General features: G+C 73.3%; 14 protein-coding genes and 1 pseudogene. 9 read left to right on the top strand and 6 right to left on the bottom strand.

Annotated elements, in window-relative coordinates; genetic code table 11:
* The first annotated feature begins 110 nt into the window (after positions 1-110).
* From ABT232_RS01275 to ABT232_RS01245, 7 genes are all read left to right on the top strand, one after another.
* The gene (locus ABT232_RS01275; RefSeq protein ID WP_351834134.1) at positions 111-1,715 is read left to right on the top strand and encodes a dynamin family protein; all 1,605 of its coding nucleotides are present in this window, start codon (positions 111-113) and stop codon (positions 1,713-1,715) included.
* Positions 1,716-1,817: 102 nt separating this feature from the next.
* Positions 1,818-4,136: a YfjP family GTPase gene (locus ABT232_RS01270; protein ID WP_450871661.1), complete on the top strand. Its 2,319-nt coding sequence runs from the start codon at positions 1,818-1,820 to the stop codon at positions 4,134-4,136.
* A gap of 198 nt (positions 4,137-4,334) precedes the next feature.
* Complete coding sequence (locus tag ABT232_RS01265) at positions 4,335-4,814, top strand: single-stranded DNA-binding protein (protein ID WP_351834132.1); 480 nt, start codon at positions 4,335-4,337, stop codon at positions 4,812-4,814.
* Between the two features lie 261 nt (positions 4,815-5,075).
* Positions 5,076-6,491 (top strand): Cys-Gln thioester bond-forming surface protein, encoded by a 1,416-nt coding sequence (locus tag ABT232_RS01260; protein ID WP_351834131.1) that lies wholly within the window; start codon positions 5,076-5,078, stop codon positions 6,489-6,491.
* Positions 6,492-6,654: 163 nt separating this feature from the next.
* Entirely contained in the window at positions 6,655-8,319 is a 1,665-nt protein-coding gene (gene ettA, locus ABT232_RS01255; protein ID WP_351834128.1) for an energy-dependent translational throttle protein EttA, read from the top strand.
* A gap of 6 nt (positions 8,320-8,325) precedes the next feature.
* Positions 8,326-8,769, top strand: a complete 444-nt coding sequence (locus ABT232_RS01250) for an acyl-CoA thioesterase (protein ID WP_351834125.1) — start codon at positions 8,326-8,328, stop codon at positions 8,767-8,769.
* Positions 8,766-9,443 carry a DUF8010 domain-containing protein gene (locus ABT232_RS01245; RefSeq protein ID WP_351834123.1) on the top strand — a complete coding sequence of 226 codons (678 nt, stop codon included), beginning with the start codon at positions 8,766-8,768 and terminating at the stop codon, positions 9,441-9,443. Before ABT232_RS01250 ends, ABT232_RS01245 begins: the two co-directional genes overlap by 4 nt.
* A gap of 45 nt (positions 9,444-9,488) precedes the next feature.
* Here ABT232_RS01245 and ABT232_RS01240 read toward each other — a convergent pair whose 3' ends face one another.
* On the bottom strand, positions 9,489-9,902 hold the full coding sequence (locus ABT232_RS01240; RefSeq protein WP_351834120.1) for a globin: 414 nt from the start codon (positions 9,900-9,902) through the stop codon (positions 9,489-9,491).
* Between the two features lie 74 nt (positions 9,903-9,976).
* Positions 9,977-10,333: a methyltransferase domain-containing protein gene (locus tag ABT232_RS01235; protein WP_351834118.1), complete on the bottom strand. Its 357-nt coding sequence runs from the start codon at positions 10,331-10,333 to the stop codon at positions 9,977-9,979.
* A 414-nt stretch (positions 10,334-10,747) separates the two neighbouring features.
* On the opposite strand from ABT232_RS01235, the pseudogene ABT232_RS01230 reads away from it, so the two are divergent.
* Positions 10,748-10,891 (top strand): annotated as a pseudogene (locus ABT232_RS01230) (cation transporter); the annotation flags it as partial.
* 27 nt (positions 10,892-10,918) lie between these two features.
* Here ABT232_RS01230 and ABT232_RS01225 read toward each other — a convergent pair.
* Positions 10,919-11,701, bottom strand: coding sequence for a TSUP family transporter (locus tag ABT232_RS01225; protein WP_351834115.1), 783 nt, complete (start codon positions 11,699-11,701; stop codon positions 10,919-10,921).
* A gap of 143 nt (positions 11,702-11,844) precedes the next feature.
* On the opposite strand from ABT232_RS01225, the gene ABT232_RS01220 reads away from it, so the two are divergent.
* The gene (locus tag ABT232_RS01220) at positions 11,845-12,840 is read left to right on the top strand and encodes a methyltransferase domain-containing protein (protein WP_351834113.1); all 996 of its coding nucleotides are present in this window, start codon (positions 11,845-11,847) and stop codon (positions 12,838-12,840) included.
* A gap of 28 nt (positions 12,841-12,868) precedes the next feature.
* On the opposite strand, the gene ABT232_RS01215 is transcribed toward ABT232_RS01220, so the two are convergent.
* From ABT232_RS01215 to ABT232_RS01205, 3 genes are all read right to left on the bottom strand, one after another.
* Positions 12,869-14,533, bottom strand: a complete 1,665-nt coding sequence (locus ABT232_RS01215; RefSeq protein WP_351834112.1) for an FHA domain-containing protein — start codon at positions 14,531-14,533, stop codon at positions 12,869-12,871.
* An 83-nt stretch (positions 14,534-14,616) separates the two neighbouring features.
* Positions 14,617-15,963: a vWA domain-containing protein gene (locus ABT232_RS01210; protein WP_351834110.1), complete on the bottom strand. Its 1,347-nt coding sequence runs from the start codon at positions 15,961-15,963 to the stop codon at positions 14,617-14,619.
* 112 nt (positions 15,964-16,075) lie between these two features.
* Positions 16,076-17,587 carry a PP2C family protein-serine/threonine phosphatase gene (locus ABT232_RS01205; RefSeq protein WP_351834107.1) on the bottom strand — a complete coding sequence of 504 codons (1,512 nt, stop codon included), beginning with the start codon at positions 17,585-17,587 and terminating at the stop codon, positions 16,076-16,078.

The following is a 17,587-nucleotide window of genomic DNA, read 5'->3' as shown; positions in this document are numbered from 1 at the left end:
GCCTCGCCTGTCGCCGTGTCCCAGTCGCCCCTTCCGTCCCTTGTGTTCTGTCGGCGCGCAGACATGCTCATATGCTTCAGAAATCCCATAAAATTGGGCATTCTTCGCATGTGGTGACCTTGGACGTACGGCCTCAGCTGCTCGACGCACTCTCCGCGCTGCGCGACCGTGTCGCCGCCGCACGCTTCCCGCTGCCCCTGGCGGGGGCCCCACGCGCGCGTGCCAACCGCGACGAACTCCTCGCTCAGCTCGACGACTACTTGGTGCCCCGGTTGAGAGAGCCCGAAGCGCCGCTGCTGGCCGTCGTGGGGGGCTCCACCGGGGCCGGGAAGTCGACTCTCGTCAACTCGCTGGTCGGACGGCGGGTCAGCGAGGCGAGCGTGCTGCGGCCGACGACACGGACGCCGGTGCTCGTCTGCAACCCGGAGGACCATCACTGGTTCAGCGGCATGCGCGTGCTGCCCGGTCTTACCCGGGTGTGGACGACCCAACAGGGGCCCGGTGAGGAACTGGTGCTCCCCGGCGAGGATCCGGCGCGCGTGCTGCGCGTCGAGACCACCGACACCCTCCCGCGCGGCCTCGCCCTCCTCGACGCCCCGGACGTCGACTCCCTGGTCGCCGACAACCGCTTCCTCGCCGCCGAACTGATCTGCGCCGCCGACATCTGGGTGATGGTCACCACGGCGGCCCGGTACGCCGACGCGGTGCCCTGGCACCTGCTGCGCACCGCCAAGGAGTACCAGGCCACGCTGGTCACCGTGCTCGACCGCGTGCCGCACCAGGTCGTCTCCGAGGTCTCACGGCAGTACGGCGCCCTGCTCACCAAGGCCGGGCTCGGCGACGTGCCCCGGTTCACGGTGCCCGAGCTGCCCGAGTCGGCCTGGGGCGGCGGCCTGCTGCCCGCCAGTGCCGTCGCGCCGCTGCGCACCTGGCTCGTCCACCAGGCCCAGGACCCGGCCGCCCGCCGGAACGTCCTGACCCGTACCGCGCACGGCGTCCTCGACTCCCTCAAGGCCCGGATGCCCGAGCTGGCCAGTGCCGCCGCCGCGCAGTACGCGGCCGCCCTGCGCCTCACCAACGCCGTGGACGCCGCCTACGACAGCGAGCACGCGCGCGTACGGGGCCGGCTCCAGGCCGGAGCGGTGCTCGCCGGTGACGCCCTCAAGCGCTGGCGGGCCTTCCCGCTCGACTGCACCGCAGGAGAACTGCTGGACGCGCTCGTGGACAGCCTGAGCGACCTCCTGCTGTGCTCCGTCACCGCCGCCGACGAGCGCGTCGACGACACCTGGCGGCGTGAACCCGCGGCGGCCGCCCCGGAGCTCGACCGCGACCCCGGCCCGGAGAGCGCCGAGCACCGGATCGGACTGGCCGTCCGGCGCTGGCGGCGCGAGCTGGAGGAGTGCGCCGAGGAGGAAGTACGCCATCTGGAACGGAGCGTCGCGCCCGATCCCGAGGTGGTCGCCGCGCTGGTCGCCACCGTGCTGCTGGGCGGCCGCCGGGCCCGGTCGGCGGGTGAGGGGCTGGCCGAGCGGATCGGCGCGCACGGGGCGCTGCGGCTGCGCGACCGCGGCGGCCGGCTGCTCGCCGAGCACCTGGACCGCGTGATGCACACCGAACGCGAACGCCGCCTCGCCCCGCTCGACGCCCTCGACGTCCACGCCGAGCCACAGGCCGAACTCATCGCCGCGCTGTCCGTACTGCAGAAGGAGAGGTGACCGGTGACCGCCGTCACTGACCAGGACCACACGGAGTACGCCGAGCACAGCGGTCATGCCAGTCCTGTCGATCACATGAATCACATGCAGCACATGCAGCACATGAATCCCGTCGATCGCGGCGATCACGGCGATCCCAGTGATTCCAGTGATCTCGTCGACCGTGGCGATCACATGGGTCATGTCGGCCGTGCCGGTCAGGTCGATCACGCCGGTCGTGTGGATCGTGTCGGCCGTGCTGATCGTGCTGAGCACGTCGACCGCGGCGATGACGCCGGTCACAGCGCTGACGGTGAGCCGTCGGGGGGCTCGGAGGTGGATGTGGAGGCAGAGGCTCAGAGGGCCGATGAGGTCCGAGAGGCGGACGGTGCCGAGGCGTCGGCGGAGGGCGGGGCCGAGAACCTCGCCGACCTCGCGGAGACCATCGATGGCGCGCCTGCCTCACGCGCGGGCACGTCGGCGGAGTCGGAGGCCTCCGAGGAGTCCGCGGCGCCGGATCCGGCGCCGGACGGTTCGGCGCACGCCGACCGCGCCCACCAAGAGACCGATTCCGGGGACAAGAAGCCCACGCAGGACCGCCAGGACGACCGCCGTGACCACCGCCAGGACGACCGCAGAGACGACCGCCGTGACGACAAGCCCGCGCGGCGCGTGAGTGACGTCCACGCGCGCGTGGAGGCCGACGACGACTCCTCACCTCGTACCGGCGCCGAGTCCGGGCCCGCCTGGGACGACGGGCTGATCGCCCGGCGGGTCGGCGAAGGGGCCGTCGTCGAGCCGGCCGCCGCCGCGGAGACCCGCGGCGGCGGCCCGCAGACCGCGGCGCCGCTGGCGTACGACGGGCCGTTGCGGTCCCGGCTGGACGCCCTGCGCGAGCTGGTCGGGCTGTCCCGGACCCGGCTGGACAGCCGCACGCTCGCCGAGGCGGGCCGGGTGCTCGACGAGGCGGCGGCGCGCCGCAGGCTCTCCGGGCAGCACACCGTCGTCGCCATCGCGGGCGCCACCGGCAGCGGCAAGTCGCAGCTGTTCAACGCGCTCGCCGGGGTGACCATCTCGGAGACCGGCGTACGGCGTCCCACCACGGCCGCGCCCATCGCGTGCAGCTGGAGCGACGGCGCCGCCGGACTCATCGACCGGCTCGGCATCCCCGGCCGGTTGCGGCGGCGGCCGATGCACAGCGCCGAGGCCGAGGCCCAGCTGCGCGGGCTGGTCCTGGTCGACCTGCCCGACCTGGACTCGGCGGCCGTGCAGCACCGCGAGCAGGCGGACCGGGTGCTGGCCCTGGTGGACGCGGTGATCTGGGTCGTCGACCCGGAGAAGTACGCCGACGCCGTGCTGCACGAGCGCTATCTGCGGCCCATGGCCGGGCACGCCGAGGTCATGTTCGTCGTCCTGAACCAGGTCGACCGGCTGCCCGGCGAGGCGGCCGAGCAGGTCCTCGACGATCTGCGGCGGCTGCTCGACGAGGACGGGATCGCCCTCGGGGAGTACGGCGAGACCGGCGCGACCGTGCTGGCGCTGTCCGCGCTCACCGGGGACGGCGTCGGGGAACTGCGCGAGGCGCTCGGCCAGTTCGTCGCCGAGCGGGGCGCCGCCGCCCGGCGGATCTCGGCCGATCTGGACGCCGCCGCCTGGCGGCTGCGGCCCGTCTACGCCACCGGCCGGCGCACCGGGCTCAGCGAGGAGGCGCGGGACGAGTTCTCCGCGCGGCTCGCCGACGCGGTGGGCGCCACGGCGGCCGGCGAGGCGGCCGAGCGGGCCTGGCTGCGCAACGCCAACCGGGCGTGCGGAACGCCCTGGCTACGGCTTTGGCGCTGGTACCAGGACCGGAGCGAGCCGCCCACCGGCCGGACGCTGGTGCGCACCCAGCCGGACGAGGAGGCCACCGCGCGGCAGCGGGTCGAGCAGGCGGTACGGACGGTCGCGGACCGCGCGGTGACCGGGCTGCCCGCGCCGTGGGCGCAGGCGGTGCGGGAGGCGGCCGTGCGCGGGGCGCAGGGGCTGCCCGAGGCGCTGGACGAGCTGACGGCGCGGGCCGGACTGCCGCCGGGGCGGCCGCCGCGGCCGGGCTGGTGGCCGGTGGCCGTGCTGGCGCAGGCGTCCATGACGATCCTCCAGGTGCTCGGCGGGCTGTGGCTGTTGGGGCAGATCATCGGGGTCATGTCACCGAACCTGGGCGTGCCGGTGCTGTTGATGGTGGCCGGGATCGTCGGCGGCCCGCTGGTGGAGTGGGGCTGCCGGATGGCGGCGCGGGGGCCGGCCAAGCGGTACGGGACGGAGGCGGAACGCAGACTGCGCGAGGCGGCCGCGGGGTGCGGGCGGGCGCGGGTGCTGGATCCGGTGGCGGCGGAGCTGCTGCGGTACCGCGAGGTGCGCGAGCAGTACGGGCGGGTCATCGGAGTGGGGGCGGGAGGCAGCTGAAGGGCTGTGTGCTGACCGTGTGCAGAACCCCGTCACCCGTTCGGGTGGCGGGGTTCTGCACAGGTGGGCCGGGGGTCCACAGGCCGCGGCGGACTCGGCGGAACGGAGGCAGTCTGGGCGTACGGCGATCGCGACGGACGCGGTCGCCGGAACCAGACGCAGCCGTACGGGAGAAGCCCGTGCGAGGGAGGGGCCGAGATGAACGAGACGATCGTCTGCGCGGTGGGCAATGTGGCGACCCAGCCGGTCTACCGGGAGCTGCCGTCGGGACCGTCGGCGCGGTTCCGGCTCGCGGTGACCGCCCGCTATCTGGACCGGGAGAAGAACGCCTGGACGGACGGGCACACCAACTTCTTCACGGTGTGGGCCAACCGCCAGCTCGCCGCGAACGTGACGGCCTCGGTGAACGTCGGCGACCCGGTCGTGGTGCAGGGCCGGCTGAAGGTGCGCACGGAGGCGCGCGAGGGGCAGAACCGGACCTCGGCGGACATCGACGCCGTGGCGATCGGGCATGATCTCTCCCGCGGCACCTCGGCCTTCCGGCGCTCGGTCCGGGCCGAAGGAGCGGCGGTCACGCCACAGCGCCCCGAACCCAACTGGGAGACCCCGGAGGAGGGTTCGGAGCCAGTGGACTCCGGTGAGCGACAAGCACTCGCGGCACCGGCGCTGGTGACGTGACGTCAGCGCCCGCGATGGGCTGACCGAAGTGCGGCTTATCGGCGAATGCGCTCCGAACGGTCGGGTGGATTTATCGATAAGCCCAGCTCAAGCCCGCCTCGGCGATAACGATTACGAGTCGGATCGCCGGTCCGAAGGGACCATCGGGAAAGGCGGTGCGTACGCGTCCTTAGGATGCCGGACATGGCTCTAGGGGTTTGACGACTCTGCTGGTGGGACCGTGCCCCCCACGTCAACGGGTCCTGCTCGAAGGGGAATTACGTGCTTTCTGCGTTCTCCGCACGATCCGCGTGCGGGCGAGGGGCGGCCAGGTTCGCCGCCGCGACACTGGTGTCCGGGCTCGCCGTGGCCGCCGTGACGGCCACCGCCGGGCCGGCCGCGGCCGAGGGCGGAGCGGCCCGGCCCCAGGGCGGAGCGACCGCCACCATCGGCGGCCTGAAGACGTACGGCGCGGCCGTGGTGCACACCGACACCGGGGACCAGCAGCTGTCGGCGGGCCTGTTCGAGATGTCCGTCGAGGGCGGTGGCACCCTCCAGACGTACTGCGTCGACATCCACAACCCCACGCAGAAGGACGCCAAGTACCACGAGACCCCGTGGAGCGGCACCTCGCTGGGTGCCAACGAGGACGCCGGCCGGATCCGCTGGATCCTGCGGAACTCCTATCCGCAGGTCAACGATCTCGCGGAGCTGGCCCGCAAGGCGGGCGTCCGCGGCGGCCTCAGCGAGCAGGACGCGGCGGCCGGCACCCAGGTGGCCATCTGGCGGTACTCCGACGGGGTGGACGTCGAGGCCGTCGACCCGCAGGCCGAGAAGCTGGCGGACTACCTCCAGGACAGCGCCCGTGACGAGGCGGAGCCGAAGGCGTCGCTCACCCTGGACCCGCCCGCGCTCTCCGGCCACCCCGGCGGGCTGCTCGGCCCGGTGACGGTGCGCACCAACGCCGACAGCGTCACGGTGACGCCGCCGGCCGACACGGCCACCAGCGGGGTGCGGATCGTCGACGAGGACGGCAAGGCCGCCACCACCGCGCAGGACGGCAGCAGACTGTTCTTCGAGGTGCCCGCCGACACGCCGGACGGCTCCGCCGAGCTGACCGTGCAGGCGTCCACCACCGTGCCGGTCGGCCGGGCCTTCGCCTCCGACAGCCGCAGCCAGACCCAGATCCTGGCCGGCTCCAGCGAGTCCACCGTCTCGGCGACGGCGAGCGCTACCTGGGCGGAGACGGGCGCCATACCGGCGCTGTCCGCGGCGGAGAACTGCGCCGAGGGCGGCGTGGACATCACCGCCGTCAACGAGGGCGACGCCCCGTTCACCTTCGAGCTGATGGGCGCCGAACACACCATCGCCGCCGGCGAGACCCGCACGGTCACGGTCCCGCTCCAGGAGGACCAGGCCTACGACTTCACGATCACCGGGCCGAGCGGCAGGGCCGAGCGCTTCACCGGCGTCCTCGACTGCCGCACCCAGGCCGGCGAGGCCGACGACACCGGCACGACCACCCAGACCCTCAGCGAGCCCAGCCCCGCCACGGTCGGCGTCCCCGAGACGGACGTCAACCTCGCCGAGACCGGCAGCTCCGGCGCCACCCCGGTGATCGGCGGCGTGGCCATCGGCCTGGTCGTCCTCGGCGGCGCGGCCCTGCTCCTGGTCCGCAAGAAAAAGGCCCAGGACTGAGTACAGGTCCCGCTCTTTGACACCTCAACAGTGAGTGACGCTCCGCTCACCCGCTGTCGTGCGCCGAGCCGCCACCCTGGACGCGTTTCCGCCCAGGGGTGGCGGTACGGCAGTATGGGGTGTATCTGCCCACTGCCAGATTCAAGCTGCCGGACGGTTCCTCTTGGCTGAGTACATCTACACCATGCGCAAGACGCGCAAGGCGCACGGCGACAAGGTGATCCTTGACGACGTCACGCTGAACTTCCTGCCCGGTGCGAAGATCGGTGTGGTCGGCCCGAACGGTGCCGGTAAGTCCACCGTTCTGAAGATCATGGCCGGGCTGGAGCAGCCGTCCAACGGTGACGCCTTCCTCTCGCCCGGCTACAGCGTCGGCATCCTGATGCAGGAGCCGAAGCTCGACGAGGAGAAGACCGTACTGGAGAACGTCCAGGACGGTGTCGCCGGGATCAAGGGCAAGCTCGACCGGTTCAACGAGATCGCCGAGCTGATGGCCACCGACTACTCGGACGCGCTGCTCGACGAGATGGGCAAGCTCCAGGAGGATCTGGACCACGCCAACGCCTGGGACCTCGACGCCCAGCTGGAGCAGGCCATGGACGCCCTGGGCTGCCCGCCCGGCGACTGGCCCGTCACCAACCTCTCCGGTGGTGAGAAGCGCCGCGTCGCGCTCTGCAAGCTGCTGCTGGAGGCGCCCGACCTGCTGCTCCTCGACGAGCCCACCAACCACCTCGACGCCGAGTCGGTGAACTGGCTGGAGCAGCACCTCGCCAAGTACGCGGGCACCGTCGTGGCCATCACCCACGACCGGTACTTCCTGGACAACGTCGCCGAGTGGATCCTCGAGCTCGACCGCGGCCGCGCCTACCCGTACGAGGGCAACTACTCCACGTACCTGGAGACCAAGCAGACCCGTCTGAAGGTCGAGGGGCAGAAGGACGCCAAGCGCGCCAAGCGCCTCAAGGAGGAGCTGGAGTGGGTCCGCTCCAACGCCAAGGGGCGGCAGGCCAAGTCCAAGGCGCGTCTGGCCCGCTACGAGGAGATGGCCGCCGAGGCCGAGAAGATGCGGAAGCTGGACTTCGAGGAGATCCAGATCCCGCCGGGCCCGCGACTGGGCAACATCGTCGTGGAGGTCAACAACCTCAGCAAGGCCTTCGGTGAGAAGGTCCTGATCGACGACCTGTCCTTCACGCTCCCGCGCAACGGCATCGTCGGCGTCATCGGCCCGAACGGCGCCGGCAAGACCACCCTGTTCAAGATGATCCAGGGCTTCGAGACGCCGGACTCCGGCTCGATCAAGGTCGGCGACACCGTCAAGATCTCGTACGTCGACCAGAGCCGCGAGAACATCGACCCGAAGAAGACCCTGTGGGCCGTGGTCTCCGACGAGCTCGACTACATCAACGTCGGCCAGGTCGAGATGCCGTCCCGCGCCTACGTCTCCGCCTTCGGCTTCAAGGGCCCGGACCAGCAGAAGCCAGCCGGTGTGCTCTCCGGCGGTGAGCGCAACCGCCTGAACCTGGCGCTCACCCTCAAGCAGGGCGGCAACCTGCTGCTCCTCGACGAGCCGACCAACGACCTCGACGTCGAGACGCTCTCCTCGCTGGAGAACGCCCTGCTCGACTTCCCGGGCTGCGCCGTGGTCGTCTCCCACGACCGCTGGTTCCTCGACCGGGTCGCCACGCACATCCTCGCCTACGAGGGCGACTCCAAGTGGTTCTGGTTCGAGGGCAACTTCGAGTCGTACGAGAAGAACAAGATCGAGCGGCTCGGCGCCGACGCGGCGCGTCCGCACCGCGCCACCTACAAGAAGCTGACCCGGGGCTGATCGATCTTGCGGCACATCTACCGCTGCCCGCTGCGCTGGGCGGACATGGACGCGTACGGCCACGTCAACAACGTGGTGTTCCTCCGCTACCTGGAGGAAGCCCGTATCGACTTCCTGTTCCGCCCGGACAAGGAGTTCAAGCAGGGGTCCGTGGTGGCGCGCCATGAGATCGACTACAAGCGCCAGCTCGTCCACCGTCACGCGCCCGTGGACATCGAGCTGTGGGTCACCGAGATAAGGGCGGCGTCCTTCACCCTCACCTACGAGGTGAAGGACGGCGACCAGATCTACGTCCGGGCGTCCACGGTGATCGTGCCGTTCGACTTCGAACAGCAGCGACCGCGCCGGATCACCGCGGAGGAGCGCGAGTTCCTCCAGCAGTACACCGACGACGCCGAGGACAAGAACGCCGGGGACAAGGACGCCGAGGGGGAGGCCGTCGCCGCATGACGGTGCTCCACCTCGCCGACGAGGGGGAGGCGGCGGATCTCGCCGCCTTCCTCACCCGGCTGCTCCGCTACGACCGCGGAGCCGCGGTGCGCCTCCAGGCGGCGGGCACCGCCCTCGCCGTCTTCGGACGGCCGCCGTCCTTCGAGGTGCTGGCGATCCGCGCGGTACGCCTGGCCAAGCCGTACGAGAACGGGCTCGACGTGACGCTGGACGTCACCGTCTCCGCCGGAGAGCTCCTGGAGTCCGTCGACGAGACCGCGGCCACGGCCGCGGTGCCCGGCGCGGTCACCGGGCCGCCGTGGGCGGGTGTGCTCCCGCCGCGCGGCGGCTGGCGGCCGGAGCCCGGACTGCCGGAGACGGACGCGCTGCGCGCGATGGTCGCCGCAGGGGTCGCCGAATTCCGTACCCGGACCCAGGAGTTGGCGCCCGAGGCGCGCACCCGGGCCGAGCTGGACCGGATCGGCGCGGAGATCTGGACCCGGACCGTCGGAGCGACCAGGCTGCCGGTGCGCGCCGTGCACGCGGCGCAGTCACTGGGCTTCCTGCGGCCGGTCCCGGGCGCGCGGGAGCCGGCGCTGCTCTCCTGCGGGGCCTGGCTGCGACTGCGGACGCCGTACGGGTCGATCGCCGTACGACGGGCGGGGCTCGGGGCGTTGGGCGTCAGCGTCCGCTGACGGCGCCGCGCCCGCGACACCCCGCGCGTCCCTCCGGCGGGCCGCTCAGCCCGCGGTGTTCACCATCGACGCCGCCGCGTACGTCAGGTAGTTCCACAGCGTGTGCTCGTGCTCCTCGGACAGCCCGAGCTCCTCCACGGCGACCCGCATGTGCTTCAGCCAGGCGTCGTGCGCCGCGCGGTCCACGGTGAAGGGGGCGTGCCGCATCCGCAGCCGGGGGTGGCCGCGGTTCTCGCTGTACGTCGTGGGACCGCCCCAGTACTGGATCAGGAAGAGCGTCAGACGCTCCTCCGCCGGGCCCAGGTCCTCCTCGGGATACATCGGCCGCAGGAGCGGGTCCTCGGCGACTCCCTCGTAGAAACGGTGGACGAGCCGACGGAAGGTCTCCTCCCCGCCGACCTGCTCGTAGAAGGTCTGCTCCTGAAGCGTGCCACGCCGAATCTCATTCACGTCCCCCATGGTCTCAGACGGCACGACCGAGGACTCGAGGCTTAGGACCCCGCCCCTTCCCGGCCACGCGGGCGGTGCGGTTCTCATCGGGGCAGAGTCTGGGTGACGCGCCACAGACGCTGGGGCAGCTCGCCCTCCTCGAAGGCGTGGACCTCGACGAGGGTCCAGCCGTCGGCGAGCGCGTCGACCAGGTGGCGGGGGAAGAAGTGCACCGCGAAGCCGCCGTGCTCGTAGATGTCGTCACCGTGCGGGGTGCCGCTCCCGTGGTGCGCGTCACCGGTGTGCCGGACGGTGTAGACGAAGGAGCCGCCCGGCCGCAGCACGCGGCGGACCTCCGCGGCCACCGCGTGGATCTCCTCGGTCGACAGCGCCATGCACAGCAGCATGTGGGCGAAGACACCGTCGACCGACGCGTCCGCCAGGGGCAGCGGCTCGCGCACGTCGTGCACCAGGGTGGTGACCCGCTCGGCGACGTCCGGTCGCGGGCCGCCTGCCGAAGCTGTGCCAGGCCGGTGGCGGAGAAGTCGGTGGCCTGGACGGTGAAGCCCTCGCGGGCGAGGAACAGGGCGTCACGGCCGTGACCCGCGCCCAGTTCCAGCAGTCGCCGGCCCGCCGCCGCCCGGAAGACGGTGGCCGCGTGGCGTGCGGCCGCGCTGGGGTCCTGCCCGTACATGCCGGGGTGGGAGTCGTAGGTGTGCTGCCAGTGCTCGCGCTGGGCTTCGGCCAGCTCCCGCTCGTGGCGGCTCATGGCACCAGCTCCTCTCACTTCCGGCCGGGCCGGTACCGCATGATCTGCGAACCAGCCTAGGTCCGCCTCGGCCGGTCCCGGGCCGGCCCCCCTCGCCGCACTCGTCATCGCCGCACTCGTCATCGCCGCACTCGCGGTGAAGGAGGGCCGCGACACCTGGCAGGGCAAGGGCTGCCGCGCCCCCGCGGCGGCGCCGTCCGACGGGACGGACGCGTGCGGTTGCCGTCCCGGACGCGACTGCTGCGGCTGACCTCCCACGCCGCGGGTCCAGCCCCTCTCAGGCGAGGATCTGGACGGCGTAGAGGGCGCCGATGGCGGCGGCGAGCGTGCCCAGGAGGAGGCGCAGCGCGGTTTCGGGAATGCGGGGCTGGACGAGGGCACCGAGGTAGCCGCCGATGAGTCCGCCGAGGCCGCAGGCCAGACCCAGGTACCAGTCCGGTGCGATGTCGCCGCGTCCGGTCAGGGAGAGCAGACCGAAGGTGGCGGCTCCGACGAGGGAGGTCGCGAAGGTGGCGGCGAGTGCGGCCGGGGCGACGCGGGCGACAGGCATGCCCCGGCCGACGAGGACCGGGCCGAGAAGGGAGCCGCCGCCGATGCCGTAGATCCCGCCGACGACGCCCACGGCGAAGGCGAGGGCGGTGACCGTCCTGCCGGAGGGTCCGGCGGCGGTCAGGCGATGAGACGGACGAAGGGTGCGGGCGCACAGCCACAGGCCGAGCGGGAGCAGGAAACCGGCGATGAGGAGCCGGAAGACCGTGGGGCCGGGGAGGGCGAAGACCCGGACGGCCGCCCCGACGACCACACCCGGGAGGGTGCCGAGCAGCAGACGCCGGGTGAGGGGGCCGCGCAGGGCGCCGGTGGCCCGGTGGCGCCACAGCGAGCCGGGCCCGGCAACGACGTTGAAGAGCAGGTTCGTCGGTGTGACCGCTGGGCTGGGCACCGCGAAGACGCTCAGCTGGACAGGGAGGAGGAACACCGCTCCCGACACGCCGACCGGGGCGGTCACCACCGCTGTCAGCAGTCCCGCGGCCAGTCCGCCCAGCCCCAGCCACCACTCCACCACTGCCCCCGCCCCGGATCCGTCCCGCCAGTATCGGCCCGGGCACCTTGGGCGAGGCCACCCGGCAACACGGTGTTCATGAAGCACCGCGACCACTCCCACCCGTGCTGGCACCGGGCTGTGAACCGCAGCACAGTGGACATATGGGTGCGCACCCTCCCGAGAGGGATCTGGAAGACGTCGCCGCCTCCGCCCGGGCCGCGCTGGTGCGGGAGATCGACGCGAGCGGCGCCTGGGCCGCGGACCCGGTGTGGCGGGAGGTGTTCGCGGCGGTGCCACGGCATCTGTTCGTGCCGTACTACTACGTGGGCGCCGAGGGGGCTCCGGACGGCTACGAGCGGCGCTGGTGCGAGCACCCTGACCCGGAGGCGCGGGAGCGCTGGATGCGCGGGGCCTACGAGGACATCCCGCTGGCCACCCGGCTGCGCGACGGGGAACTGCTCTCCTCCAGCAGCCAGCCCTCCCTGATGGCCCTGATGCTGGCCGAGCTGCGGGTCGAGGACGGCGACCGGGTCCTGGAGATCGGCGCGGGCACCGGATACAACGCGGCGCTGCTCGCGCACCGGCTCGGCGACGGCGACCTCGTCACCACCGTCGACCTGGAACCGGAGATCACCGAGTCCGCCCGGCGCCATCTGGACACCGCCGGATACCACCCGGTCGTCGTCACCGGCGACGGCGCCCGCGGAGTGCCGGAGCGCGCGCCGTTCGACCGGATCATCGCCACCTGCGCACTGCCGTCGATCCCGCGCGCCTGGCTCGCCCAGTGCCGCCCCGGCGGCCGTGTCCTCACCCCGCTCGCCACCGGACTGGTGACCCTGACGGTCCAGGGCCCGGACCAGGCCGAAGGCCCCTTCCTGGACAGCGCCGCCTACTTCGTGCCGCTGCGCGGCGACGTCCGGGGCGGGCCCGAGCCGGCCGCGCTGGGCGCGGTGCCGCGCCGGGGCCGGGACGACGACCGGTTCCGCTTCCTGGTCGCGCTCACCCGCGGCAGCCTCGATCCCCAGGAGGCGTACGCGCTGTGGGAGCGCGAGGGCCGGCCGGAGCGCGAGCGCTACGGCATCACGGTCACCGGCGCGGGCGAGTGGGCGTGGCTGGACGACCCGGAGGGGCCGTACGCCTGGCCCCTTCCGGGCTGAACCGGCCGAGCGGGCCGGGTCCGCCGACTCAGCCGCGCCGGACGGTGATCGTCGTCCAGGCGCCGACGTGCACCCGGTCGCCGTCCTGGAGCGGCACCGGCACGAACGGCTGGATCGGCTCCTCGGCCCCGTTGACCGTGGTGCCGTTCGTCGAGTTCTGGTCGACGACCGCCCAGTTGCCGTCCGGCTGCTGCACCAGCACCGCGTGCTGGTGCGAGACGCCCGGGTCCTCCGGCGGTACCGACAGGTCGATGTCGGGGGTGTCGCCGGTGGAATGGCGGCGGCGGCCGATGGTGATCTGGTTGCCGGTGAGGGTGCGCTGCTGCTCCGGCGAGTACGCGGGCAGGTTCAGGCCCGCGGCCTCGGGGCCGGAGCGCTGCATCATCGCCATGAAGTACTCGCGGTCCGGACCGATGGTCGCGGTCCAGGTCACCGGGCCCTGCGGGGCGGGGCGGGGCGGCGGGGCCTGGGTCGCACCGGGGTGCGGGTAGCCGTAGCCGCCGGGGGCGCCGCCGGACGGCGGGGAGATCACCCAGTCGTCCTCACCGCCGCCGAAGGAGGGGCCGCCGGGCTGCGGGCGACCCTGCTCCTGCGGGAACGCGGGCGGGGCGGGCGAACCGCCGAAGCCACCGGGACCACCCGGGCCGGGCTGGTGGAACGCCTGCGGAGCGCCACCCGTCGCACCGGGACCGCCCGGACCACCCGGACCACCCGGACCACCGGGGCCACCGGGCGGACCCGGCGGGGGCGGGACGGGACGGGAGGGATCGGCGCCGAAGCCGGGCGGCGGGCCGGGCTGGCCGGGCACACCGGGACGCTCGTTGCCGTAGGGGCCATTGGGACCATTGGGGCCGCCGGGACCGCCGGGGCCGGAAGGCGCACCGGGACCGCCGGGGCCGCCGGGGGCGGGGAAGCCGCCGGGACCACCGGGGCCGCCCGGACCACCAGGACGCTCGTTGCCGAAGGGGCCACCCGGACCACCGGGACCACCCGGACCGCCCGGGCCACCGGGACGCTCATTGCCGAAGGGACCGCCAGGTCCACCGGGGCCGCCGGGTCCACCAGGCCCACCGAAGGAACCAGGGCCGCCAGGCCCGGCGTGCCCGCCAGGCCCGCCGTGCCCGCCGGGCCCGCCGTGCCCGCCAGGCCCGCCGTGCCCGCCAGGCGCGCCGGGACCGCCCGGGCCACCGGGACCACCCGGCCCGGGCGGCATCCCAGGTCCACCGGCGGGGCCACCCGCGGGGCCGCCGGGGCCGCCCGGCTCGCCGAAGTGCGGGCCCGGAGGGATCGGCTCGGCGGGGCGGTTCACCTGCGAGGGGCGGGAGCCCTGGTACTCGTACTGGTCCGTGCCGCCGTACGACGGCGGGCCGGGCGGGCGCTGGAAGTGCGCGCCGGGGCCGGGCGCCGGCGGGCGCGGGGCGGCCGGGGTGTACGACGTCGCGGTGTTGGTGAGGAAGTTCCAGCGGCACTCCTCGCAGAACGGCGCACCGCCCTCGCGGGGCGTGCGGCACTGCGGGCAGAGCTCGGGCTGGGCGCTCGGCGCGCCGCCCGGTCCGGGAGGCGGCGGGAAACCGTAGCCGCCACCACCGGGAGGCGGCGGCGGAGGCGGGGGCACGGCACCGGCCATGCGGTGACCGCAGACCTCGCACCAGTCGTCGGAACCCGACTGGTGTCCGTTCGGGCAGGTCGGCATGTCGGCGCTTCCCCCTCTCCTTTTCCGGCCGCTATGACCGGATTTCTCCAACCCCTGAGGGGTCGGGCTCGTTGCTCTTTATGTCACTTCTTTACACGAACAGTCTTTGTGGACCGAGTTTCGAGAGTCATCTCGTCGGCCTCCGCGACCTTCGCCTTCAGTCGCACAGTACCTGTCGCGGCATCGACCACGTCCACCACCTTCGCAAGGAGTTTCGCAGTATCCGCGTTTCCGGAGGCGCCGGCGAGCTGAACGGCGCGGCCCAGTTTGGCCGTTGCTCCATCGATGTCACCCGATTTGCGGAGATCGAGGCCTTGTTGGATGACCTGTGCCAGTTCGGCTTGGCCGGTGTAGTGGGCGACCTGAGGGTTGATCGACGTCGACGCGGCCATGTCGTCGGTCCACACCGCCCGTACGAGACCCTGGGCGCCGAGGTTCTGGGCCGTACCGTCGGGCTGCGGGATCACCAGGGAGACCCGGGCCGCCAGCATCTCCTGGCCGATGTGCGCGGCCGGGACCCCGACGCAGAGGTGGTAGTCACGGGACTCGTCTCCCCAGGAACCGGTGGGGTAGTCGCCGGCGCGCGGGCTCGCCTCGGTGCGGCGGTCGGTCAAGTCCTCGACGGTCGGCGCGACTTGCTTGACGAACTTGATGGTGGTGCCGACCGGGGTCCACAGCCGCAGCGCGACGTCCGCGACCTCCTTGCCCATCGCCGTCTCCATCATCCGCGTGAAGTCGGCGGCGAGAGCGGCCGGGTCGGCGACTATGTCGGCGGTGCCGAGCAGGGCGGAGGCGATCCCTGTGACTTCTTTCACTTCCCAGTCGGTGCCGACACCGCGCGCGTCACAGGTGAAACGGCCGGCGCAGGAGTCCAGGGCGGCCTTCAGGTCCTCGGGTGACTCGTGTTCATTGCGGCCGTCGGTGAGCAGGATCCCGTGGCGGATGGCGACGTCCGCGGAGGACAGCAGGCGGTCGGCGAGCCGCAGCCAGGTGCCGATCGCCGTGCCGCCGCCCGCGCTGAGCTTGCGCAGCGCGTACTTGGCCTGCTCCCGGGTGGTGGGGTCGGCGACCGCGAGGCGACCGCCGCCGGGATAGACCTCCTTGGCCACATGGGTGCCGCCGATCACCGCGAAGTGCACCCCGTCGCGCAGGGTGTCGATCGCGGCGGCGGTGGCGTCCCGGGCGTTGCGCATCTTGGTCGGCGGGTAGTCCATCGAGCCCGAGCAGTCGACCATGATCGCCACGGCCGCGGACGGGCCCTCGCCGGGTGAGTACAGGTGCGGCGCGGTCACGGCGCTGCCGACGGTGCCGCCGCCGGTCGCGGTCACCGTGACGATCGCGTTGACCTCCCGGCCGCCCTCCGGCAGGTACTCGTTCTGGTACACGTCGACCGAGAACTGTGGCACGTTCGATTTCGAGAAATTGGCCATGCGTACTCGCATCCCCCTTGAACCCCCGCCGGAGCGGGGTGACGACTACGACGGACCGGTCCCCTCCGGCCCGCCGAGGCTTCCCCGTCTCACCGACCGCCTCGCGACGGCCTCAGGCGGATCCTGCCCGTTGCGGCGGGGCCGGGAACGGCAGGACGGCCACTGTTACGTTGTCGTGGCCCCCACCGTCCAGCGCGTGGCCGACCAGGACCTGGGCGCTGTGCAGCGGGCGTACGGCGGCGTCGAGCGGCAGGACGTCGGCCATCTGCTCGGCCGCCTCGGCGTAGTTCCACAGGCCGTCCGTGCACACCACCACCACACCGGGCCGGTCCGGCTTGAAGGAGGCGGTGTGCGGTTCCAGTTCGTAGGCGTCCGCGCCGAGCCAGCCGGTGATCGCGTGGGCGCGCTCGTCGGCGTACGCCTCCGCCTCGCTCATCAGGCCGGCGGCGACCATCTGCGCGGCCCAGGAGTCGTCCTCGGTGAGCCGGGCCGCCGGGGCGGTGCGGTCCAGCGGGACCCAGTAGGCGCGGCTGTCGCCGACCCAGCCGACCACCAGCAGCTCACCGGTGACGATCGCACCGACCAGGGTGCAGGCCGGGGCGTTCTGGTGCGGGGCGTGCTCGCGGGCGGTGGCGGGTTCCTCGGCCAGGGAGTTGACGGCGTGCGAGGCGGCGACGATCGCCTCGTGCATGGCCTGCTGGGGGTGGGTGCCGAGCGGCAGGGCGGCGATGAGTGTGGCGCCGGCGGCCTGCGAGGCGGCGAGCGAGGCGTCGTCGGGCCGGGTCGCCGAGGAGACGCCGTCGCAGACGATGGCGACGACGGCGGGGGAGCCGTCGGGAAGTGCGGCGGTGGCGACGGTGAACGCGTCCTCGTTGCGGTGGTGGCGCAGACCGCGGTCGCTGACGGCGGCGACCGGGCCGCACTCCTGTTCCATGTGGTCGCGTTCGCGGGGCTGGGCGTGGCCGCAGTTCTCGCAGTAGCCGTCGCCGTCGACCCGGCCGGCACGGCAGGCGACGCACAGCTTCGCCGGGTCGGCGGCCGGTGCGGCGGGCGTGGTCGGCGCGGGCGCGGGTTCGGCGACTCGCGGGTCGGGGGCCTGGAGCGGGTAGTCGTCGGGTTCGCCGACGCGCCGGTCGAAGCGGACACCGGAGGCCTCGGCACCGGCCGGACCGGCGGCCGCGTGGGCGTCGTGCGCAGTCGGGGACGGCGGGGACGGCGGGGCGGCCTGCGGCGGGACGGCACCGCCCGGCGCGCCGTCGGGTGCCGCGGCCGTGGCCGGCCAGGCGGCGGGCGCGGCCGGGGGCGCGGCGGGAGGCGGCGGCACCGAGCCGTTGACACCGGACACCGGCCCACCCGTGCCGGACGGCGTCGCACCGCCGACGACCGGGGACGCATGGCCGTCCGCGGTCGGGGACGACGGGCCGTGCGCCGTCGGGGACGACGGGCCGTGCGCGGCCGGTGGTCTCGGGGCGCTCGCAGCGGGTGTCGGGCTCTGCTGCGGCTGGGGCGGCACGGCCGACAGGTCGTACCCGCACGCACCGCAGTAACGGTCACCCGGTTCCAGCGGTTCGGCGCAGCTCGGGCACTGCGTCAGGGCGGCCTGCCGGGGCGGCATCTGCGACAT

This window comes from Streptomyces sp. NPDC001532, assembly GCF_040298625.1.
Lineage (GTDB): Bacteria > Actinomycetota > Actinomycetes > Streptomycetales > Streptomycetaceae > Streptomyces.
The sequence above is the reverse complement of the archived record's forward strand: the minus strand, read 5'-3'. Positions and strand labels throughout refer to the sequence as shown.

What these genes read in the sequence shown, in the direction of transcription:
- ABT232_RS01270 (WP_450871661.1), top strand. Translation starts at nt 1,818, where the DNA reads ATGAATCCCGTCGATCGCGGCGATCACGGCGATCCCAGTGATTCCAGT.
- ABT232_RS01265 (WP_351834132.1), top strand. Translation starts at nt 4,335, where the DNA reads ATGAACGAGACGATCGTCTGCGCGGTGGGCAATGTGGCGACCCAGCCG.
- ABT232_RS01245 (WP_351834123.1), top strand. Translation starts at nt 8,766, where the DNA reads ATGACGGTGCTCCACCTCGCCGACGAGGGGGAGGCGGCGGATCTCGCC.
- ABT232_RS01240 (WP_351834120.1), bottom strand. Translation starts at nt 9,902, where the DNA reads ATGGGGGACGTGAATGAGATTCGGCGTGGCACGCTTCAGGAGCAGACC.
- ABT232_RS01220 (WP_351834113.1), top strand. Translation starts at nt 11,845, where the DNA reads ATGGGTGCGCACCCTCCCGAGAGGGATCTGGAAGACGTCGCCGCCTCC.
- ABT232_RS01215 (WP_351834112.1), bottom strand. Translation starts at nt 14,533, where the DNA reads ATGCCGACCTGCCCGAACGGACACCAGTCGGGTTCCGACGACTGGTGC.
- ABT232_RS01210 (WP_351834110.1), bottom strand. Translation starts at nt 15,963, where the DNA reads ATGGCCAATTTCTCGAAATCGAACGTGCCACAGTTCTCGGTCGACGTG.
- ABT232_RS01205 (WP_351834107.1), bottom strand. Translation starts at nt 17,587, where the DNA reads ATGTCGCAGATGCCGCCCCGGCAGGCCGCCCTGACGCAGTGCCCGAGC.